Origin of the sequence: Oryzifoliimicrobium ureilyticum (assembly GCF_037199735.1) — a bacterium.
Classification (GTDB): Bacteria; Pseudomonadota; Alphaproteobacteria; order Rhizobiales; family Rhizobiaceae; genus Rhizobium; species Rhizobium ureilyticus.
In genome coordinates, this window is sequence record NZ_JBBBVQ010000009.1 from 222,044 (window position 1) to 243,487 (window position 21,444).

21 protein-coding genes and 1 pseudogene are annotated in these 21,444 nt (G+C 57.8%); 5 read left to right on the forward strand and 17 right to left on the reverse strand.

What is annotated here, in order from left to right:
- Positions 1 to 190 precede the first annotated feature (190 nt).
- The 3 genes from VQ830_RS14540 to VQ830_RS14550 all read left to right on the forward strand — a co-directional run bounded on the left by VQ830_RS14540 (position 191) and on the right by VQ830_RS14550 (position 2,557).
- Entirely contained in the window at positions 191 to 1,192 is a 1,002-nt protein-coding gene (locus VQ830_RS14540; RefSeq protein ID WP_337268844.1) for an MBL fold metallo-hydrolase, read from the forward strand.
- 156 nt (positions 1,193 to 1,348) lie between these two features.
- Positions 1,349 to 2,215, forward strand: coding sequence for an RNase A-like domain-containing protein (locus tag VQ830_RS14545; RefSeq protein WP_337268845.1), 867 nt, complete (start codon positions 1,349 to 1,351; stop codon positions 2,213 to 2,215).
- Positions 2,216 to 2,230: 15 nt separating this feature from the next.
- Positions 2,231 to 2,557, forward strand: coding sequence for a contact-dependent growth inhibition system immunity protein (locus VQ830_RS14550; RefSeq protein ID WP_337268846.1), 327 nt, complete (start codon positions 2,231 to 2,233; stop codon positions 2,555 to 2,557).
- Positions 2,558 to 2,574: 17 nt separating this feature from the next.
- Here VQ830_RS14550 and VQ830_RS14555 read toward each other — a convergent pair whose 3' ends face one another.
- The 6 genes from VQ830_RS14555 to VQ830_RS14580 form a co-directional block, all read right to left on the reverse strand.
- Positions 2,575 to 3,948, reverse strand: coding sequence for a T6SS phospholipase effector Tle1-like catalytic domain-containing protein (locus VQ830_RS14555; RefSeq protein WP_337268847.1), 1,374 nt, complete (start codon positions 3,946 to 3,948; stop codon positions 2,575 to 2,577).
- A 35-nt stretch (positions 3,949 to 3,983) separates the two neighbouring features.
- Complete coding sequence (locus VQ830_RS14560) at positions 3,984 to 4,796, reverse strand: anti-sigma factor family protein (RefSeq protein ID WP_337268848.1); 813 nt, start codon at positions 4,794 to 4,796, stop codon at positions 3,984 to 3,986.
- Between the two features lies 1 nt (position 4,797).
- Positions 4,798 to 5,313 (reverse strand): sigma-70 family RNA polymerase sigma factor, encoded by a 516-nt coding sequence (locus tag VQ830_RS14565; protein WP_337268872.1) that lies wholly within the window; start codon positions 5,311 to 5,313, stop codon positions 4,798 to 4,800.
- Between the two features lie 144 nt (positions 5,314 to 5,457).
- Positions 5,458 to 6,012 carry a tetratricopeptide repeat protein gene (locus VQ830_RS14570; protein ID WP_337268849.1) on the reverse strand — a complete coding sequence of 185 codons (555 nt, stop codon included), beginning with the start codon at positions 6,010 to 6,012 and terminating at the stop codon, positions 5,458 to 5,460.
- A 79-nt stretch (positions 6,013 to 6,091) separates the two neighbouring features.
- The gene (locus tag VQ830_RS14575; RefSeq protein WP_337268850.1) at positions 6,092 to 7,252 is read right to left on the reverse strand and encodes a mechanosensitive ion channel family protein; all 1,161 of its coding nucleotides are present in this window, start codon (positions 7,250 to 7,252) and stop codon (positions 6,092 to 6,094) included.
- A 69-nt stretch (positions 7,253 to 7,321) separates the two neighbouring features.
- Positions 7,322 to 9,388, reverse strand: a complete 2,067-nt coding sequence (locus tag VQ830_RS14580) for a putative bifunctional diguanylate cyclase/phosphodiesterase (protein ID WP_337268851.1) — start codon at positions 9,386 to 9,388, stop codon at positions 7,322 to 7,324.
- 204 nt (positions 9,389 to 9,592) lie between these two features.
- On the opposite strand from VQ830_RS14580, the gene VQ830_RS14585 reads away from it, so the two are divergent.
- Together VQ830_RS14585 and VQ830_RS14590 are read left to right on the forward strand one after the other, a co-directional pair.
- Positions 9,593 to 10,411 (forward strand): DUF1206 domain-containing protein, encoded by an 819-nt coding sequence (locus VQ830_RS14585; protein WP_337268852.1) that lies wholly within the window; start codon positions 9,593 to 9,595, stop codon positions 10,409 to 10,411.
- 114 nt (positions 10,412 to 10,525) lie between these two features.
- Positions 10,526 to 10,912 (forward strand): DUF4112 domain-containing protein, encoded by a 387-nt coding sequence (locus tag VQ830_RS14590; protein WP_337268853.1) that lies wholly within the window; start codon positions 10,526 to 10,528, stop codon positions 10,910 to 10,912.
- Between the two features lie 120 nt (positions 10,913 to 11,032).
- Here VQ830_RS14590 and VQ830_RS14595 read toward each other — a convergent pair whose 3' ends face one another.
- The 11 genes and pseudogenes from VQ830_RS14595 to VQ830_RS14645 all read right to left on the reverse strand — a co-directional run.
- The gene (locus VQ830_RS14595; protein ID WP_337268854.1) at positions 11,033 to 11,488 is read right to left on the reverse strand and encodes a MerR family transcriptional regulator; all 456 of its coding nucleotides are present in this window, start codon (positions 11,486 to 11,488) and stop codon (positions 11,033 to 11,035) included.
- A gap of 117 nt (positions 11,489 to 11,605) precedes the next feature.
- Positions 11,606 to 12,676, reverse strand: a complete 1,071-nt coding sequence (locus VQ830_RS14600) for a D-alanine--D-alanine ligase family protein (RefSeq protein ID WP_337268855.1) — start codon at positions 12,674 to 12,676, stop codon at positions 11,606 to 11,608.
- 158 nt (positions 12,677 to 12,834) lie between these two features.
- Positions 12,835 to 13,758 (reverse strand): alanine--tRNA ligase-related protein, encoded by a 924-nt coding sequence (locus VQ830_RS14605; protein WP_438617953.1) that lies wholly within the window; start codon positions 13,756 to 13,758, stop codon positions 12,835 to 12,837.
- Positions 13,759 to 13,786: 28 nt separating this feature from the next.
- Positions 13,787 to 14,596, reverse strand: a complete 810-nt coding sequence (gene thiD / locus VQ830_RS14610) for a bifunctional hydroxymethylpyrimidine kinase/phosphomethylpyrimidine kinase (protein WP_337268856.1) — start codon at positions 14,594 to 14,596, stop codon at positions 13,787 to 13,789.
- 156 nt (positions 14,597 to 14,752) lie between these two features.
- Positions 14,753 to 15,286 carry a GNAT family N-acetyltransferase gene (locus VQ830_RS14615; RefSeq protein WP_337268857.1) on the reverse strand — a complete coding sequence of 178 codons (534 nt, stop codon included), beginning with the start codon at positions 15,284 to 15,286 and terminating at the stop codon, positions 14,753 to 14,755.
- Between the two features lie 154 nt (positions 15,287 to 15,440).
- On the reverse strand, positions 15,441 to 15,812 hold the full coding sequence (locus VQ830_RS14620; protein WP_337268858.1) for a hypothetical protein: 372 nt from the start codon (positions 15,810 to 15,812) through the stop codon (positions 15,441 to 15,443).
- A gap of 173 nt (positions 15,813 to 15,985) precedes the next feature.
- On the reverse strand, positions 15,986 to 17,128 hold the full coding sequence (locus VQ830_RS14625; RefSeq protein WP_337268859.1) for a lysozyme inhibitor LprI family protein: 1,143 nt from the start codon (positions 17,126 to 17,128) through the stop codon (positions 15,986 to 15,988).
- 155 nt (positions 17,129 to 17,283) lie between these two features.
- Entirely contained in the window at positions 17,284 to 18,879 is a 1,596-nt protein-coding gene (serA, locus tag VQ830_RS14630; protein ID WP_337268860.1) for a phosphoglycerate dehydrogenase, read from the reverse strand.
- 86 nt (positions 18,880 to 18,965) lie between these two features.
- Positions 18,966 to 20,144, reverse strand: a complete 1,179-nt coding sequence (locus VQ830_RS14635) for a phosphoserine transaminase (RefSeq protein ID WP_337268861.1) — start codon at positions 20,142 to 20,144, stop codon at positions 18,966 to 18,968.
- A gap of 212 nt (positions 20,145 to 20,356) precedes the next feature.
- Positions 20,357 to 20,998, reverse strand: a complete 642-nt coding sequence (locus VQ830_RS14640) for a metallophosphoesterase family protein (RefSeq protein ID WP_337268862.1) — start codon at positions 20,996 to 20,998, stop codon at positions 20,357 to 20,359.
- Between the two features lie 217 nt (positions 20,999 to 21,215).
- A pseudogene (locus VQ830_RS14645) lies at positions 21,216 to 21,444 on the reverse strand (methyl-accepting chemotaxis protein); the annotation flags it as partial.

A 21,444-nucleotide genomic window follows, 5' to 3' on the forward strand; every position in this document is an offset into this window, starting at 1 on the left:
GGTCGGCCGCCCTTCCTATCTATGCCGTCGATATAGAAAACCTATGCGGCAAGCGCAAGAGCGGGTTTTCTCGTCCTTTCGACCCGCCTTTTTTGGCGCGAAGACTTTAGCGCTCTTTTTCGGCCCCCTCTTTTCGGCATAAGGCATCCCATATTGAAGCGATCCGTTTTTCGAGCCACGAGATCTTTCCTTGAGCAAGCCCGCCAATCGCTATTACCAAGGCCCCGTCAGCGACCATTTCGACGGGCGCCTCTTCTTCAACCCGGATGCTGAGGAAAGCCTCGCAACATTCAAGGATATCTTGAAATGGCGCTTTAATGGCGAACGCTCCAAGTGGCCGAAACATCGGCCCGGACAAGAGACAAAGCCAAGGCTGCGTGTCGATGGCGGCGGGCTCATCATCACCATGATCGGCCATGCCTCGCTGCTCATCCAGGTGGCGGGGCTCAATATTCTCACCGATCCCGTCTATTGCGAGCGCGCTTCGCCTTTGTCCTTTCTGGGGCCGAAGCGCGTGAATAAGCCTGGTATCCGTTTTGACGATTTGCCGAAGATCGACATCGTGCTCGTCACCCATAACCATTACGATCACATGGATCTTGCCACCTTAGCACGGCTGAAAAAGGCGCATGACCCGCTCGTCGTCACACCGCTCGGTAATGACACGATCATCAAGGCGAAGGTACCGGATCTGCGGCTTTCCGTGCAGGATTGGGGAGATCGATTGCAGGTCGGCGAGACCAATATCCATTGCGTGCCCACCTATCACTGGTCGGCCAGAGGCACGCGCGACAGGCGTATGGCGCTTTGGGCGTCCTTTGTCATCGAAACGCCTGCCGGCATCGTCTACCATATCGGCGATACCGGTTTTGGCGATGGCCGGATTTACAGGATGATCGGCGAGCGCTTCGGCGCGCCGCGCGCCGCGATTCTGCCGATCGGCGCTTACGAGCCGCGCTGGATGATGCGCAACAACCATCAGATGCCGGACGAGGCCGTGCAGGGCATGATGCTGATGAACGCCCATTTTGCCGTTGGCCACCATTGGGGCACGTTTCAGCTGACCGATGAGGCGATCGACGCACCGCCCGAGGCCTTGGCGCAGTCGCTATCCAACCATGGAATCAGCAAAGAAAGGTTTCGCGCCTTGCGGCCGGGAGAAAGCTTTGAGGTGCCCGAAATCAGGGCATGACATGTCCATTGCAAATTGCATTGCGTGAAGCATTTAAGCATAATCGCACGTAGAGAACTGAGCCTGAAGCGCACGGAAAGCGCCGGGCCAGGATGAAGATGAGTGGAAGGAACCAAGTCCGCTGCACGGCGGCGGCAGCCAAATCGGAGACATCCCATGCCTATGGTCAGAGGAAGTGTGGAAGCTGACGAAGGTCTCGTCATCGCAATTTCAGCAGCGCAACTCGCTGCTGTTCTGGAAGGCGAGAGCATCGAACAGCAGGGAACGCTGGGTAACCGCTTGATCGGCGGGCTGCGGCTCCTCGGGTGCGCCGGTGAAGGCGTCGCGGCAGGTGCGCTTTTGGCAGCTCCCGAGCCGACCATGGTGACCAAGTTGGGTGGGGGTGCGCTGGCGGTTCATGCCGCAGATCAATGCGCGACGGGAGCGCGGCAGGTCTGGACCGGGCGCGATGAACGCTCTCTCACCGAACGGACAAGCTCATCGCTTGCAAGAAAGCTGGGCGCAAGCCCGCGCGCCGCTGGCAATATCGGCATGGCCGTCGACTTCATGGTTCCCATCGGCGGCGCGATGATGGCTGGCGCAGTGCGTGCCGCAGCCGTGAGAGCTGGGCGCATCTCGCTGATGGAGCATGAGGCGCAAGCCGGAAGCCGTCTCGGCGGCCACACGATAGCCCGCCATGTGGGCAAGGACGAAGCGTTCCTGCGCCAGCGCATCGCCGAAACAGCAACGCGTCGCGCGCCGCCAGCGGCCATTTCCTCTTTCACCAGCCTGCGTGTTGCGGAAGCCTCGATCTCGCGCGCCTTACGGGTCAATCAGGCACGCATCGTTCAGTGGTCGCAGAACGCTGCGCAAGGGGCCAAGCTCGAACCGCCGATCATTTTCGACGCAGGACGGGTCGTCGGCCACGGCATCGTGCGCAGCTCCGGCCAGTTGCAGCAAATGTCGAAACTGAGGATTATCTTGAAAAAAGAAACCTACAACGGCATGCAGCACTATATCCTGACGGCCTATCCCGTTCCCTGAGCAAAAGCGCTGAACATGACCAATACCGAAGAATTCGACGCCCTTGCGGGCTTGATCGGATCCTATCTCCATCAGGACATGGATCTGGAATATGAAACTGTGCCCGAAGCCATTGCCGGCTATTCCCGCGTGAGCGAAGCATCCCGCAAGGAACAATTGTTGAGGGACATGGACGCTTTCCTCGAGCGCTACCACAGCAGCCTTGAGGCGGAATTCGCAAAGCGCTACGGGTTCGACTTCACGCCCGACATCATCGGACAAAGCGTGCCCGAGTTCTTCGACATGGTGCGCACCATCCTCGCCGATCCCGAAAGCTACGCCCGTTACGAGCCGATCCAATAAGGCATAGCCGAAACAGACTAGTAAAAATGCTTCACATCGCCGTGGTGGCGCAGCGGTTCGGGCCGATAGGGCTTTACCTCGTCATATTGCAGAACGCCATCGAGCGAAAAACGGGCGAGCACAGAAGGATGCAAGGGAGCATCGCGCCTGATTTTCCGCAGACCTTTTTTCCATCTCATCCAGCCTGAACGTCGCTCGTCATGTTGCATACCTGCGGCGGATGGGAAGAGATTGAGCCATCGCGGTTCGATGGCCACTGGATGGGCGAGCCCTGCCACGCAGTCCACCATCCATGCCAGCGTGATATCCGAAAGACGCGCCTCGTTTTCCAGATAGCTTCCACCGATATCGGAGTGGACGCCGGCAAACCAGACCTGTTCGAACCAATCGGCTGCCCGACCTGCCACGGCAGTTTCGTCATTCGTCCATGGCACAGGCTCAAAATCGGCACGGTTTTCATCAATCGATAGCGCATGCTTGGCGTGTTCGACGCGCGTATCGAGCTCAGTATCGTAAAAGCGCATCCGCCAGCTCGTGATATGCAGCGTCTTCCACCATGGGTCAGTCAGACCAAAGGCAACTTTCACATGCGTGACGAGATACCAGATGACGAAGAGACTGGCGACGATAAGGAGCGAACAGCCAAGCCACATGCCCAATCCCATATTGATGGGCAACAGCCACCAGATAAGCGCAGATGAACCGGCAATGAGCGCGGCGGCGACCAGAGCAAGGATCGCCTGCTGCAACCGGCTGATGCCAAGTGCTGCGACCGTGTCCCACACGCCGATGAAATAAGGCACGGCATTGGCCGCACCTTGCGCATCATCAGAGCCATAGCGTTCGCGAAACCGGGCCGCAAGTTCCAGCCGCTGCCGCGCAAAGCGGTCATCTTTGCGCCCTGCCCCATGCTGATAAACAGACTTCACCGCCTCTTCGGCTATGCGCCGCACAGAAGCCGGGTCTCGCTTCATCGGTCCGTCCGGGAACTTGGTGGGCACCCCGCAACGGGCAAGAACGCCGCCCAGGCACCGCGCCGTATAAGCACCCCGACTGAACCCGAAGAGGAAGATACGATCTCCCGGCTCCCACATTTCAACGATCGCACTGTAGCAATCGATGATATTCTTGGTGATCCCAAGACCGGTGGCCCGCGACAGAAGATTGTAGATCTTGCGCAAGAAGCCAATTTTCACCTCGGGCGCACTGGCAGCCGAACCGAGGCCAGGATCGTAAAAAGCGAGCTGATCGGTGGGATCGACACGCGAGTCCGGACCGCAACGGGTAGCCCGATAGAGCTTATAGACATTGCTGCGACGTTCATCGGGCATCAGGCCGCCGGCCTGCCCCGTCCCATCGGAAAAGATCAGAATGTTCTTTCCCACGATCATCCCCTCAGGCTGCCAAGCGTTCCCCTGTCATACCATTATGAAAACAGGCTGTCTTGCAATCCGCCGGCAAGGTGGGAAAGATCATTCGTCGACAGGTGGCCGATCAGCATCGCGCTATGATTTCGGCCGGACCAGTAGGCGATATTAAGACCCTGTCGCCGCTCGTTTTGGACCGGTTGCGCACGCGCCGCAGCCGACATGATGCAAAGCGCCAACGGGTCGCCTTGTCGATCTCGATAAAGGAGCTGCGCAAGCGGCCGGCGATCATAGGCAAGAACCAGCGCAAGCTGGAACTGCGCGTCGGGCAAAGCCACCGTTTCAGGTTTCAGCTGCAGGCCGAGCCTGTCGTTGACAACGGCAAGCTCAGCCTCCAGCGCGCCCCGATCAGGTGAGAGCGGGCCGAGCGTATCGGGCGTATAAAGCGCCATGTATTGAGCTACAGCCGCGCGCCACTGGGCGCTTTCCTCGTGGCGCTCCTCACTCAGCACCGCCAGCAGGAAACGGTCGGTGATCACGCCCGCAGCAATCGAGGCTGCCATGAGGCCGAAGAGACCACGCCTGCCAATTCCCCCGTCACGCATCGGCGCTACCGCCTCTGGTTCGGGAATGCTCAACGCATTCAACTCGCCCTGCAGCGAGGTCAATGGGGCAGCATTGAGAAGCGGCTCGAAGGCGCCCTTGAAATCGAGATTGGCGCGCGTCAGCAATTCGACCCGCTCAGCCACGCGCGGATCGCTCTCGATCAGCGCCAGCACCTCGCGCTCGTCGTCCACCGAAAGCTCGCCGTCGATGAAGGCGGTCAGGATCTCGTCACTGGGAAGATCGCGTTTGTCCGTTGATCCGCTCATGTTACCTTCCCTCGGCGAGCTTGAGGCGCGCGGCCGCAAGCCGGCTCATGACGGTGCCTACCGGGATCGCGAGTATATCTGCCACTTCACGATAGGACATACCCTCCACATAAGCGAGGAACACCGTTTCGCGCTGCGCATCCGGCAGGGCCTGGACACGGCGCAGCACATCCTGGGCAGCCATTTTTCGCTCGACCGTTTCTGCACCGTCAAAGCTAAGGGTCTGTTCGGCATCGACAATGCCCTGGCCCTGTCTGACCTTGCGGGCTCTGACCTCATTCAGCCAGATTGAATGCAGGATGGATAAAAGCCAATGATCGAAGCGGCTACCTTCTTCAAATTGGTGCGCCCTTTCCAGGGCGCGAAGACAGGTCTGCTGCACGAGATCGTCTGCGGCGTCGCGTTCGCGCGACAGGACGAAGCCATACCGCCACAACCGGGCGAGATTGGCTGAAAGCTCCTGCCTAACGAACCCTTCCGCGACGATGTTTGTTTCTCCGCTGTTTTCGGCCGTAATGCCTTGCGCCGCAGCCTTACCGGTTTTTGGCGGTGCCCAGCGGAGAACCGACGGCACCAGCCCAAGCCGGGCGTGACCCGGCCCTTGGTCCGTGACTATAAGCCGCAGCTGGATCAATGACCATAGCCATCCCAATTACATGGTTTAGCTTTTGGTAGGGTTTCGAATAGCCTGATCCAGATCGACATATTCTTCGCAGCTTGTGCCGCAAATCGAGCGAATTTCTGTCAGCTGCTCCTGGGCGAGATCAAGCCGGCCCTTGATGATATAGGCCTCTCCCAGATATTCACGAACCTTGGCGTAGCGCGGCGCGGCTGCAACCGAACGAAGATAGTAGGAGATGCCTTCATCGGTGCGACCGAGCTTACGTGTTGCATAGCCACGATAGTTCAAAACTTCCGGATCGTTCTGATCCTTGACCGTATCGAGCATGGCAAGCGCTTCGTCGTAGCGACCTTCCTTGGCCAGGGCATAAGCATAATCGGCGCGATTTTCATCGGTGATAACAGCGCTGCTTTGCTTCACGCATTTCTGGGCCTTCTTGTCATAGACTTCACCCTTCTTGCAGGTCGGCGTGGTCTCTCCATCGTCGCCGCCACCGGCAGCCGCTGCGTGAAAAACCTGAAGCGAGCCGGCAAGGCCAAGGCCGAGCACAAGCGCAAGCGCTGCATGGCGGATCTTGAGTGTCGAGAATTCCATCGCATGTTCTCCTTGAAACGATGTTGCGCGGGGAGAACACGCCAGCCAACGGCTTTATTCGGTTGACTGAAAAATAATTTTATTCGGCCGCCATGCGCTGCGCCGACGGCTCGTCCTTCAGGTCGGCGCGCAGGCGCGGCAAGGCATGCGGATATTCTCGCTGAATGAAATCGATCAGCTTTTCGCGCATTTCGCATCTGATATCGAAGACGCGCCCGGAGTTGGAGGCAGACACCAGGATACGGATTTCCATGACATTGTCGCGAAAATCTGTGACGGCGACATTGATGACCTGTCCGTCCCAAAGCTTTGATGCCCTGGCGATTTCTTCGGCCTTATGGCGCACGGCGGCGACCGGGACCGTATAGTCCAGATAGACCATGACAGTACCGATGAGCGAGGCGGTCTCTCGCGTCCAGTTCTGAAACGGCTTTTCCATGAAATAGGATAGCGGCAGGATCATCCGTCGCCAGTCCCAGATCTTGACGACGACATAGGTCGAGGTGATCTCCTCCACCTTGCCCCACTCGCCTTCCACTAGAACGGCATCGTCGATGCGGATCGGCTGGGTGATGGCAAGCTGGATGCCGGCGAAGAGATTCTTCAGCACAGGCTGCAAGGCAAGACCGAGGACGATACCCGCAACGCCCGCCGAGGCCAGCAAGCTGACCCCATATTGCCGCACCGCATCGAAGGTCATCAAGCACGCCGACGCGGCAATGATAACGATAATGACATCAAGCACGCGGTCGATGATGCGCGACTGAGTGACATGCTTACGGGCCAGGAGATTATCCTCGGCGTCGAGCTTGAAACGCCTGAGATAGACGGTCATCCAGATATGTTTGACGGTGCGGACCATCGAGGCGACGAGTACGATGAAACAGAGAAGAAGCACATGCGAGATCACCCGTGCCTGCTCGTCGCTGAGCGGCGCAATGGCCACTGCGAAAGACAGCGTCGGCACCAGCAACGCCCAGCGAACCGGCCGTCTCAAACGAGAAACCATCGAGCGCCAGAAGAGGTCCTTGCTCGCCACAATACGCGTCAGCACCTGAAACAGCAGGCGGTGCGCAAAGAGCGTGACTGCGATGATAACGCCAAAGATGGCAAGGCTGGCCAGCCAGTTCGGAAGCCAGATGCCGGAGGCGCGGATGTTTGCGATCAGGTCGGGCATACCCCGCGAGTTAGGGTGGACGGCCGCAAAGGAAAAGGTGCTGCACTGCAGAAAATGCTGCAAAGCAGCTATGCAGATATGGGAGCGTTTGTACCACTCTTGGTGCTGACCTGACGCAACCGAACGGCGACGCTAGGTCAGTTCGGCGCGCAGTTCCTTGCCTAAAAGCTTCATAACATCAGCCAGCGGCATCGGCCGGCCAAGCAGGTATCCTTGGGCTTCCTGCAAACCTTCAGCGCGCAACTGGTCGAGCTGCGCCTGTGTCTCCACCCCTTCGGCAAGCGTCGCAACCTGGAACCCGGAGCCGATGCCAACCACCGCTTTCACAATGGAAAGGTTTCCGGCGTCACTTTCAATTCCCGCCACGAAGCTGCGGTCGAGCTTGATCTTGTCGAAAGAAAAGGCCCTCAGGTAACCGAGCGAGGAGTAGCCGATCCCGAAATCATCGATCGCAATGCGGATGCCAAGTTCCTTCAAGGCGCGCAGCAAAGGCAGGCTTTGGTCCACGTCGGCCAGGAAAACGGATTCGGTAATCTCGATTTCCAGCCGTGACGGCTGCAATCCGCTTTCGTTGAGCGCCGATACCACGTTGGAAAGAAGGCTCGCCTGGCGAAACTGGCAGACGGAAAGATTGACGGCAACCTTCATGTAGGCGGGCCAAAGCGCAGCAGCCTTGCAAGCCTCACGCAGCACCCATTCGCCGATCGGAACGATGAGTTCGGTTTCTTCAGCGATTGGAATGAATTCGGCTGGAGAGATCAGCCCCTTGCGCGGATGCCGCCAGCGCACCAAGGCTTCGAACCCGGCAATCCGATCATCGGCAAGCGACAGGATGGGCTGGTAATGAAGCTCGAACTCGCTCTTCAAAAGTGCTTCGCGGAGCTCGACCGTCAACGTATGTCGGCGCTCCGCCGCAAGAAGAAGCTCCGGCCGATAAAGGCGAAAGCAGGATCGTCCCGCGGCTTTGGCATCGTATAGCGCCAGATCGGCGCGGCGCAGCAAAGCGTCTTCATCGGCGCCATCCTCAGGCGCAAGCGCGATGCCAATACTGCATGTCACATGCTCGGCAATGCCATCAAAAACGATTGGCTGGGTCAGAAGGGAGAGCAGGCTACCTGCTGTATGTTCTGCCTGACGCTCTCCGTCTAAATGCAAAACAAGGGCAAATTCATCGCCGCCGAGTCTCGCGATCATATCGCCGGGCTTGGCAAAAGCCGTCAGCCGGTCAGCGAATTCGCATAAAAGCCGGTCGCCGGCGCTGTGCCCCTTGGTGTCGTTGATCTGCTTGAAGTTATCGACATCGATGTAAAGCAGAGCAATCGGATTCAAAGGCGTTGCGGCGGCCGCCAGTCTTTTGATGTTATCGCCGAAATAGGTGCGGTTCGGCAGGCCGGTCAGGCCATCATGCATGGCCATATGGGCAAGACGGCTCTCGACGGCACGCTCATCCGTCACATCCTGCGAAATGCCAACCACCAGCCGCGGACTTGCCATGCCCGACGTTACCAGTGCGCGCTTTGAGGTGCGCAGAACCCTTTCATTGCCATTGAAATCGACAATGGTTTCTTCGAAGGTCAGCGTCTCCCCACCAGCTGCAATGGCTTCCAAATCCTGCCGATGAAATTGTTCTGCGAGGTCTTCGGGAAACAATTCGCCGTTTCGAAAGCCGCATACCTCGCTCGGCGCCCGGCCAACAATCGCACCGCAGGCCTTATTGAAGAGAATAAAGCGATCGTCGTCCTGCGTGTCCTTGACGAAGACACCGACCGGCAGGTTTTGCAGGATCGTATCGAGCAGATTGCGCACATCGCTCGTCATGCGCTGTGCCTCGTTGACCTCGGTACGGTCCTGGACGATGGCAAGAATGGCCCGCCGCCCTTCAAACAGAACCTGTCGGCCATAGGTCATGACCTCGAAATCTTCGCCATTGGCCTTTCGGTGCGTCCACTGTCCGGGCTTTTCCAGATCGCTGCGCGCTTCGACGGCATCTCGCATGCGCAGCTGCTCCTGCGGCGGGCGAATATCGAGCACCGTCATGCTCTTATAGTCCTCAGCCGCATAGCCATAAAGGGCAACTGCCGCATCGTTGACGATCAGGAACTGCAGCGTATCGGGATCGTAGACCCACATCGGCGACGGGTGAATCGCAAAGAGCGACCGGAAGTCGTCATGCGGAAAATCGGCTTTGGTCTCAGGCAAACAGCGGATCATATATGCCACGCACATCAGGTACGGATGGCGCACCATATGGAGCAAGAATAAACAAATTCAGAAGATGGCGCGTCACGAACCGTACATTTTGCAGACCGCGCGGGCGCTCGGAAGCAAAAACGCGAACCTAATCCAGATCGCAGCGTTATAGCGCAAGGCCCATGCAGCTACGGGACGGCCAGGGATTAATTCATGCAACATCATCTTCGATTCGATCTTCTTGCGAAATCTGGCTATCTGGCCCGCGGCATCGTTTTCGTGTTGATTGCCGGCCTGGCCGTCTTTTCGGGCGTGGCTGGCGGGCGACCCGAAACGAAATCGGCACTGAGCACGCTGTTGCAACAACCGCTTGGCCGCATCTGGGTCGGCATGATCGGGCTTGGCCTCATGGCTTTCGTTGCCTGGCGTCTTGCCCAGTCCCTGGCTGATGTCGATAACCATGGTGCAGGCGCAAAAGCGATGGGCATCCGCGCGGCGCTGCTGGGAAGCGCGGTTACCTATTTCGGTCTGTCGATTTATGCGCTCTCCCATGCCCTGTCCTTCGGCTCGCAGAGCGGCTCGTCCGGCGAAAAGGGTCTTGCCCATTGGGTCATGTCTCAGCCTTTCGGCTCCTATCTTGCCATCGCGATTGGCCTTGGCCTCGTCATCGGTGGCGCAATTACCGCCTTTAAGGGCATCTCTCAGAAATTTCGGCGCTATCTAAATATCGAAAAAGATAACCGGGCTTTGACCGCGCTGTGCATCTATGGGCTTGTGGCACGCGGGGTTGTCTTCTCAATCACCGGCATTCTGTTCACCTATGCCGGCATCCGCGTCGATCCAAACGAAGCCGGCAATATGGCCGATGCCTTGCAATGGATCCACGAGCTGCCTTTTGGTGCGGCCCTCTACATGATCGTCGCTATCGGCCTTGCCGCCTTCGGTCTCTACAACGTGGTTGAAGCCCGCTATCGCATCGTTCGCACGCCATCGTTGGCCGGCACGAAAAGATCGTTACCGCTTCGAGGTTGATACGCGTGCGCAGCAGGCGCGCGATAAGCACGAAGAGGAAGCGCACCCTTTAAAAGGGCATCGACCATCGCCATTTGAAATTTGAGAGCGATCTAACGGACGGACAAAAGCGCCATGAACCCGCATCCGCGCATGACATTCCTCAGCCCCGACGAGCTGGCCCGTATTCGCCGCGCCGCCCGCGTGGCAAGGATCATGGATACAGCCTTGCGCATCCCGGGAACAGGCATCCGCTTCGGTGCAGACTCGGTGCTTGGCCTCGTACCCGGCATCGGAGATATCGCCGGCTCGCTGATCGGCCTGTACATCATCAACGAAGCAAGGCGTCTCGGCGTCGACAGTGCAAAACTCGCCAAGATGGCGATTAACCTTGGGATTGACGCGGCATCGGGAAGCATTCCGCTGGTCGGCGATCTCTTCGACGTCTATTTCAAGTCGCACCGCAGAAACGTGGCTATTATTCTCGATCACTTCGGCGTCACGCCCGAAGACTTGCGTTAAGGCGCAGAATGAACCAGCCGCAGGTTTAACCTGCTTTCGTCGTGCAATCGGTATCGTGCAGTTAAGAGAGACTGGCAGAAGGGGTCCGACCTGCGAAGACGCGCAGGAGCGACAAACGTGTCAAAGGTTGCGCAAGGTTTGTGTGGCTTCGTGATCGTGATGGTCATGGAGACAATTTGCGTGATCGGCCAGAACTTCAATCACCTTGCATTCACCGACTTTTCCATGGCCGCATCCTGCAACCATGGCCTCAAGCTCAGTCTTGAGGGCAGCAAGGCTCCGCAGTCTCTGCTCGACTTCGACGAGCCGCTCGCGCGCAATTGCATCTGCCGAGGCGCAGCTTTGACCGGGATCGTCCTGCAGTCTCAGCAACGCCCTGATCGCCTCGATGTCGAAACCCAGTTCGCGCGCATGTCGAATGAACGCCAGTCGCCTAATGTCGTCCTCTTCGTAAGCGCGCTGATTGCCCTCGCTGCGGCTCGGTGCCTGAAGAAGTCCGATCGACTCGTAATAGCGAATTGTCGGCACCTTGACGCCGCTGCGCCGTGCCGCCTCCCCTATCGTAATGACACGCATTCTTATCGGAGTCCTCATCGAAAATTATGTAGGGATTGCGCAGATCAGAACAAGTCCAAGTTGCGACAAACTCTTCTTATCGCATAGGTTATAGACGAGCCTTTATCACAGGCCGCGTTATCCACGATGGCGTTTCATCGAAAATGCGATCAGGCGATCGATCAGCGTCTTCAAGTCGACACCACTCGCCTCCATGGCCTTTGGATACATACTGATATTGGTGAAGCCTGGAATCGTGTTGATCTCGTTAATAAAGAATTGGCCCTTCTCGGTCAGGAAGAGATCGACACGCGCCATTGCGTCACAACCAGCCGCCCGGAAGGCTTTGGCAGCCATGGCTCGCATTTGGCTTTCAAGATCGGGATCAAGTTCGGCCGGCACCTTCAAGGCTGCGCCGTCTTCGTCGATGTATTTGGCATCATAGCTGTAAAAGCCGTGGCTTTCATGCGGAACGATTTCACCAGGGCGCGACACGTAAAGAGTGCCATCGGCATCTTCAAGCACGCTGAATTCGATCTCTCGGCCCTTCACGAACTCCTCGACGACAAGCTTTTCATCGTGGCGAAAGCCCTCTTCAAGCGCCGCTTTCCATTCCTGGCTGGCACTGACTTTACGCACACCGACCGAAGAGCCCTGTCGCGCCGGCTTGACGAAAACCGGCAAGCCAAGCGTTGCTTCCACTGTCGCAAAATCGGGAAGAGCGTTCTGCGTCACCGTCACGGCCCTTGCAACAGGAACGCCCGCTTCGCGCAACAGGCGTTTGGCGACATCCTTGTCGAGTGCAACGGCAGAGCCGAGGATGTCGCAGCCGACAAAGGCAACGCCTGCAACCTCGGCAAGCCCTTGAACGGAACCGTCTTCGCCGCCGAGACCATGCAAAACCGGAAAGAGAAGATCGATCGCAGCAGGCACCGCCTCGCTACCACTGACCCTCATCAGCTGTCCACGGCCGCCCGGCACAAGGCATAGCTCCGTTCCATCATGCGGGCGGCTGAGGCTACCGTTTTCAAACTTGGATAAGATCCAGCGGCCCTCACGGGTGATATAGATTGGCAGAACCTCGAATCTCTGTGGGTCGAGCCCTCCGATCACGTTCGTCGCCGACATGATAGAAACCTCATGCTCCGAAGAGCGCCCGCCAAAAAGCACCGCAACCCGCAGTCGCGGTCCACCCATCTTATCTGCCATGTATTCCCCTTAAAGCGCCAGAAGGCGATATTAGACACCGCCGTCTTACCAAGCTGCGGAATGAACTGGATGAAATCATGACCAAATTCCGGCTGCTTGAAGAATATCGAAAGACGATGCAAGGACCGTCTTTTACAAGACGGCCCTGCCATATATTTTTAAGTTTGATCAAGCGCCAACATTTCGGAAAGGTCGATCCCGTGCGTGTCAAACCACCATTGCGAGCTTTGATCAGGATAGCGCATGCGCAGACGTTGGTATTTCTCCCGCAGCCTGGCCTGCCGGTCTACTTCCATCTGGAAGAAGCGATGATCGATTGCCCCTCCAAGCTTATGAAGGCGTCGAAGCAGCTTGCGCAGAACGTAACCTTGCTCCTTGTTTGATGGTTCGTAGCCACTGGCAATGATGCGCAGGATCGCATCGATGAGTGTCTGCACGGCATCTTTAGCAGGCGTGCCATTGACCAGTGTGTCAAGCCGTTCCAATCCGAAGCCAACATCGATGCAGGTGCCGAGCGGATTGACGATATTGCCAATCTCGATCCCGTCTTTATGGAACTCTGTGCAGTAACCGGTAATGCTGCCATCGCTCCAGGTACATTCCGGGTCTGCGATAATGGGAACGCGATCTTGATAAAGAGGCGTCCATTCCGCCATCTTATCCGGATGGATCGTGACATGATCCGGCTTCAATCCAAGCGTTGCGAGGTAAGCGAGCCAGAACTCGATTGCATCGCCCACCGTCATTTCCCGAAAGGAAAAGAGCCCGAGCATTGTAAAGTGAAGGAAGTGGGTTCCGTCGCCGATCTCATCGAGATCTCCCATCCGCAGGCAAGCCTGACTATTGGCGATGGTGCCGCAATAGGATGTGTCGGAAAATGTAGTTTTATATTGCTGCATGCCAGCGCTGCAAAACAGCGTTGTATCGTCATACGGCCTGACGGATTGAATGCGTTCAAAGGGTATTTTCTTCGAAAGGCAGAAGTTCTCATAGTGCTGGATCAGGCGTCCCGCGATGACATAGGCGACCTCCTTTTTGTATGGGCCTTCGAAAAGGCTAACCCGAACACGTCGAAAGAGCAATATTGGCCACAGAGGCGCAAAACATGCTCTATTCCAGCCGCCCCCACAGCGCATGGAAATGTTGAAGGGGACCGTGACCAGTGCCAACGCTGAGGCTTCCAGACTGACCGATCGCAGCGGTCACATAGGCTTTGGCAACGAGAACGGCCTCCTCGACAGGAAGGCCTTTGGAAAGCTCCGCGGCCAGGGCACTGGACAGTGTGCAACCTGTGCCGTGGGTGTTCGGTGTCGCAAAGCGCGGTGCGGAAAACCAGTTGACGCCAGCAACGCTGACGAGCGAATCGGGGCACTCGTCGCCATCAAGATGTCCGCCCTTCAAAAGGACGGCCCGCGCACCCTTGGCGCAGAGCGCTTCACCCTGGCTTGCCATCATCGCGCGGGTTCCAGCTTCCGGCTCTCCAAGCAGTGCGGCAGCCTCCGGAAGATTGGGGGTCAATACCGCCGCCATCGGGATCAGCCGTTCGATGAGCGCCTCTACCGCGTCATCGCGCAGCAGCGAGGAACCGCCCTTGGCCACCATGACAGGATCGAGCACGAGAGGTACATCGCTGTAAGGGATAAGCGCATCGGCAACGGCATGAATGATTTCGGCTGTCCCCAGCATGCCGATCTTGATCGCATCGACCCTGACATCGGTCAGGACGGCCTCGATCTGGTCACGCACGAATGCGGCCGGTACGAGATGCACACCGCTGACGCCTTGCGTATTTTGTGCCGTCAAAGCCGTCACGACCGCCATGCCGTAAACGCCGCGCGCCGCAAAGGTTTTCAGATCTGCCTGAATGCCGGCACCCCCCGACGGATCGGAGCCTGCAATGCTCAGAACATTCCTGATCATCAATCGATCTCCCAAAGCGTCATCTTCATTGCGAGCGTGACAGTACCGCCCAAACCCCCAGAAACGGACCCGGAACTATCTCAATCACAAATCTTGGCGTCCTGCTATCCGGAAAGACTGATTCAACAGTTGCGGAGTCAGACAGCACTTTCGAGACTAGACTAAGATATTCGAAGACATCCGAGACACGATGTGGTTGGGCGAATACCGGTAAACCAGATCCTTCACATCACGCCTCGGTGCTGCTTCATCGAGAGCGCCACCCAAAGCTTTCGCCAGCCGGCATGAGCGCCAATTCTGCGGAGAGATATAGCTTACAAGCGTAGACATTTGTGCCACTTCAAATGCCCAATCGCGCATCGCATGCGCAGCCTCAAAGGCATAACCTTTACCCTCGGCCTGCTCATAGACAAACCAACCAAGCTCACGTTCAGGAAAAAGAGGACCCGCATTGATACCGATCTGCCCGAGTCCTACCCCGCTTTCCCTGTCCTCCATCATCAGCGCGCCGTGACCTACTAGAGACCAAAGACCTGCGTCATGACAAAACATGCCCCAGGCCTCTCGCTGTAAAAAAGGACCGCCCATATGGACAGAACGCTCTGACGCCATCAGCCGTTCGTAGTCAGGCCAATCCTCCATCCGCATAGGTCGCAGTGTCAATCGCTCAGTCTGAAGATGGGGAATCATGAAATGCCTGTTCCGTGAGCGCAGCACCGCGCCGGACGTCACTACCAGGCGTTCATGTTGGCGTTATGACGCATGACTACTGCTCACAGGGCAATGCCGCAAAGCACACCTGTATCGTGCTGCTCTGCGGTCCGCGATATAATAGGTCGTTTCGTCAGGCAGCCGCAGCTTCCCTGACATCATCCAGAAGGAAATGGACCACGACATATTTCGTCTGGTAATGCCGGCCGCTATCGGATTGCCTGTCCTCAATACCGCCATCGGCAGGATGCCAGTTGTGGTAGTGGGGATTGTTGACAATCAGCGTCACGGCTTTGCCGGCGAGCTTGCCATCGAGGCGATACCGGGCATCGGCCAAGGGCCAGATGCGCTCGTAATCTTCCTGCGTTACCCGAACCTTCAGCGCCTTGCGATGTGTTGCATCACCATAAGAGCCATCTTCGCGTGCCGTCGCAGGAATTTCCAGCATCACTTCCTCGGCATTGTCGAGGATCGCTTTGAACTCTTCAGGCCACATCCGTCTCATGAAACCGCTCCTCCCAGGCTTTTCCTCGATCAGGGATAGAAGTGTAGCGCGTCTGAAACGAGAAGCAACGCATAACTGTCACATTCGAACTCAAAGCTCTGGCTAAAAGCCCAGACGATGAGGCTGCAGATGAACGGCCTGCGTAACACGCGGCGTCTTGCAACAGGCCTCCATCAGTTGCCATCGGGATTAAGGATTTCATTGAGTTGTGCGGCGCGTTTTGCCGTGACCAGCGACAGGATGGCGTTTTCGCTGGACGGCCGCAGCGCCTTGGCAAAATCGACCCAGGCATCCCGATAAGCGATCCAAAGTCGCTGCGTCTCACGGATGGTTTTGGACGTGACCGTTCCATAATCGGCAGATGTATCGGAATTATCTGCCTCTGGCTTCAGACCGGGCAGCGCCATCAGCTTGCGATAGATCTCGTTAAGCTTGCGATCCTCCTGCTTGGGATCGGTGGCTGAGGTCAAGGTCTGGTCATTGCTTTTCAGGCTGCGCATCAGCGTCATGAACTCTTCCCAGTCCTTGTTTTCCTGATCGAGCGCAATGGCTCCGCGCATGGTGCCGCTCATGTCCTGTTCGGCGCTGGCCTGAGCTTCGATAAAGCTCTTGGCCGCAGCGGACAGCACGGCATATTTGCTGCGCGCCGGATCGGGTACATCCTTCAAGAGCTCCTTCAGTTCGGCCTCTCGCTTGAAGGTATTTTTCTCGCTGTCGATGGAGGCGCAAAAGCCTGCCATGTAGCCGCTCGTGATGTCGTCGCAAAAGGAGATGGGGCTTGGGTCCTTTTCATCCATCATCTTCGACAGATGCTCCAGACGGCCACTCAGTTCGGCCGGTGCTCCTCCCGCCTCGCAGGTGAAACGAAAGGCAAGCGGCCAGTTGCGGGAGACGCCCTGTCCATTTGCATAAAGCATGGTCAAGACGCCTGGCCCTTGTAGCGGCGAGCCATCCGGCGCATCTTTATTGGCCTGCGCCCTCTCCCGCTCATCATAAGCACACATCCGCGCCTTGATGTAGTCGGGCCCCTTTGCTTCGTAATCGTAGTAGAGCTTGTCCGAAGCACAGTCCTTCAAGCCTGCCGCTTCACTGGCCGGCGCCTTATCCCCGTCTGGAATGGCGACCTTTTGTGCAACAGCACAGAGTTTGTCCTCTGCCGATGACAGCATCTCGCTTTGCTTTGATTTCAGAGCATCCTTATAGGCTCGAAGCGCATCGTCGAAGCTGGCATCCTGCGCGAAGGCATGGGTCGAGCCGTTGAAGCCAAGGCCAAGCGCGGCACAAAAGGCAGCAATAAGATACAATCTTGCTTTCATGAAACTCCCCTCCGGATCGAAAGACATTATCTGGCCGGAAGGACTGAGCAAGGGCAAAAGCGCCAGCCGATGGCTTTGCTGGATGGGCTGTCCGAAAAAAGGAAAGCCGACGCAATCCTGCGCCGGCTCACCTCGATCATCCAATTTCATCAGGATCAATCAACAGCAAAGGTCAAAGGACGAGCCTGGCGGATGGCTGGGTTTGCCGTCAGCTGCGCCAGCACCTCTTCCTTGATGGGGCCGTCGACATAAAGCAGCGCGATCGCATCGCCGCCCTGCTTGTCGCGGCCGAGCTGGAAGTTGGCGATGTTGACGCCGGCATTGCCAAGCGTCGTGCCCATGAAGCCGATCATGCCGGGAACGTCGGTATTGGCGATGTAGATCATGTGCTGACCGACATCGGCATCCATGTTGATGCCTTTGATCTGGATAAAGCGCGGCTTGCCGTCCGAGAACACGGTGCCTGCGACCGACCGCGTCATGCGCTCCGTCGTGACGGTGAGCTTGATGAAGCCGTCGTAAACGCCGGTCTTGTCGCGCTTGACCTCGGACAGGACGATGCCTTTTTCCTTGATCATGATCGGTGCCGAAACCATGTTGACATCAGCCACCTGCGAACGGATGAGACCCGCCAGAAGAGCGCTGGTCAGCGCGCGCGTGTTCATCGTGGCCGTGATGCCGTCGTAAAGGATCTCGATTTCCTTGATCGGCTCGTCTGTCACCTGGCCGACAAAGGCGCCCAGCACGTCCGAAAGCTTGATGAAGGGCTTCAGGATCGGCGCTTCCTCGGCCGTGATCGAGGGCATGTTGATCGCGTTGGAAACGGCACCCTTGATCAGGTAGTCCGACATCTGCTCGGCAACCTGAAGGGCCACGTTTTCCTGGGCTTCCGTCGTTGAAGCGCCCAGATGCGGCGTGCAGACGACATTCGGCAGGCCGAAGAGCGGGCTTTCCTTGGCAGGCTCGACTTCGAAGACGTCGAACGCTGCGCCGGCGACATGGCCAGAACGAATGGCATCGGCCAGCGCCTGCTCATCGACAAGGCCGCCGCGCGCGCAGTTGATGATGCGAACGCCGGGCTTCGTCTTGGCAAGGTTTTCTCGACCGAGAATGCCGCGCGTCTTGTCGGTCATTGGAACGTGCAGCGTGATGAAATCCGCACGCGCCAGAAGTTCATCCAGCTCGACCTTGGCAACGCCCATCTCCTCGGCGCGTTCCTTGGACAGGAACGGGTCGAAAGCGATGACCTGCATCTTCAAGCCGATAGCACGGGCGCACACGATGGAGCCGATATTGCCGGCACCGATGACGCCGAGCGTCTTGCCGGTGATTTCGACGCCCATGAATTTCGACTTTTCCCATTTGCCGGCCTGGGTCGAAGTATCGGCCGCCGGCAGCTGGCGTGCCACGGCAAACATCAGGGCGATGGCATGTTCAGCCGTCGTGATGGAGTTGCCGAACGGCGTGTTCATCACGATGATACCGCGACGCGATGCTGCCGGAATATCGACATTGTCGACGCCGATCCCGGCGCGGCCGACAACCTTCAGGTTCTTGGCGGCGGAGATGATCTTCTCCGTGACCTTGGTCGCCGAGCGGATCGCAAGGCCATCGTAATTGCCGATGATTTCGAAGAGTTTGTCCTTGTCCTTGCCGAGCTGCGGCTGGAAATCGACTTCGACGCCGCGATCGCGAAAGATCTGGACGGCAGTTTCCGAGAGTTCGTCGGATACGAGAACGCGAGGTGCCATTGCAGGCCTCCTAAAAGAATTCAGCGATATTGGAATGCAAATGAATATGCGTCAGGCCGGCTCCGCCGAAGCGGAGCCTTCCGCCCTCAGGCCGCAGCCTGCGAAAGCGTTGCCTTCTGGGTTTCGAACGCCCAGGAAAGCCAAGGCATCAATGCCTGCATGTCGGCCGTCTCGATGGTCGCACCGGCCCAGATGCGAAGGCCGGACGGCGCATCGCGATAGGCGCCGATGTCATAGGCGACGCCTTCCTTTTCGAGGAGAGCGACAAGGCCCTTGGCAAAGGCGGCCTGGCCATCGGCATCGAGCGCCACAACATCCTTGTCGACGATCTTGAGGCAAACCGACGTGTTGGATGCGGTTTCCGGCTTGACGGCCAGATTGGCGATCCAGTCATTTGCAGCGACGAAGTCGCCGATGACTTTGGCATTGGCGTCGGCACGTGCGATCAGCGCCTTGAGACCGCCAATCGACTTCGCCCAGTTCAGCGCATCGAGGTAATCTTCGACGCAGAGCATGGAGGGCGTGTTGATCGTTTCACCCGTGAAAATGCCTTCGATCAACTTGCCGCCCGAGGTCAGGCGGAAGATCTTCGGCAGCGGCCAGGCCGGCTGGTAGGTCTGCAGGCGCTCAACGGCGCGTGGGCTGAGGATCAGCACGCCATGTGCGCCCTCGCCGCCCAACACCTTCTGCCAGGAAAATGTCACGACATCGAGCTTTGAAAAGTCGAGGTTTTGGGCAAATGCCGCAGAGGTTGCATCGCAGATCGTCAGACCCTTGCGATCGGCAGGAATGAAGTCGGCATTGGGAACGCGAACACCAGAGGTGGTGCCATTCCAGGTGAAGACCACGTCACGATCGAAATCGACACTGGAAAGGTCCGGCAAGGCGCCGTAATCGGCTTCGAGCTTGCGCACGTCCTTGAGCTTCAGCTGCTTGATGACATCGGTCACCCAGCCTGCACCAAAGCTTTCCCAGGCAAGCATGTCGACGCCGCGCTCGCCGAGCAACGACCAGAGCGCCATTTCAACAGCACCGGTGTCGGAAGCGGGTACGATGCCGATGCGATAATCCGCCGGCACTTCCAGAATTTCGCGGGTAAGATCGATGGCCAGCTTCAGCTTCGTCTTACCAACCTTGGCACGGTGCGAGCGACCGAGTGCAGCGTCGGAAAGCGCGTCGAGCGTCCAACCGGGGCGCTTCGAGCAGGGGCCAGAAGAGAAATGGGTATTGTTCGGACGGAGGTCCGGCTTTGCGGTCTTTGCCATGTGCTATCCTTCCAGATAGATAGCTCCTCGTTGGGGAGGAGTGTCCCGCCGCCGTGTATACGGGAACAGCCATTGGCACGCAAGCCGCAAAATGACCGGTGGATGGCGGATCTAGGATAGGTCGGGAATCACAAGCAAACAGCTATGCCCCGCAGGTTTGCGCCCGCGATTGCGTTCTCGTCAGCACGCAGGACAGATCTGCTCGGCATTGCTCACGCTGGCACTGCGATACAATCGATTGGGCCACCCGCGATGTCGTCATCGAATACGGCACAGGATAGACTTCCGCCGAAGACACATGCGCTGTCGACATTGGTGCGATTGCCAATTGTCTTCGGGTTGGATTCCGATGGCGTATGGCCGTGCACGAGATGCTTTCCCCAGTAATCTTCAGAATGTCCTGCAGGTATTCGCATCCACAGAAGATCGCGACCAGACTGCTTATCGAGCGGTAAGAGCGTTGAAACCCCGGCATGCACAAAGATCCTGTGGTCATCGCAATGGATGAGCGGGAGACCGGCCGCCCATGAAAGATGTTGGGGATCAACTTTACCCGAATAAGACATCTCGGTCTCAACGCCCCCGTTGTCGAGCCACAAGCCTCTTTTATTAGGACTGGAATAGGCACCAACCATCATGTCTTCGTGGTTGCCTTTGAGGCATATCCAAGTCCAGCCGCTGGGCGGGCCTGCAATAAGACGTTGAAGAACGTCGCAGCTGGATGGGCCTCGGTCGATATAATCGCCAAGGAACACAACGGTCCCCTGTGCAGCATAGGCGTCTATACGCGAGAGCATTCGCTCGAGCGCATCCGCACATCCATGAATGTCACCGACGGCAAATTTCAATCCCATGGCGGCGACCCCTTGCTCTCTTTCCATGATGATAGTCGCGCCGAAGCAAAAACGAAGATTGAATGGTATTTGCTTCAGGCAAAAAGACCGAAAGCGCTGATCTGAAGCAACCAGATCAGCGCTTTCAACATATGACAGTACGCAAAAGCGGCTTACGCATCCGCAATATCTCTAGTGGAGGTTGCGCCCAGTACGAGCTGTCTGGGCGCAACAGCCCTTAAAACTCTTCCCAGTTCTGGTCGCCTGCTGGGGCGGCCGGTGATGCTGCGGCAGAGGCTCCCCCACCACCGAAGGCGCCGGCAAGCTTGGAGCGCAGCGAGCGGGCCGGTGACGAGACCGGACGAGCCGTGGGCGTGGCCGCCTTGACGGGTGCCGGAGCGGTAGGACGAGACGCCATGGGACGCGATGCCGTGACCGGGGCTGCACGCGGGGCTGACGGTGCCGAA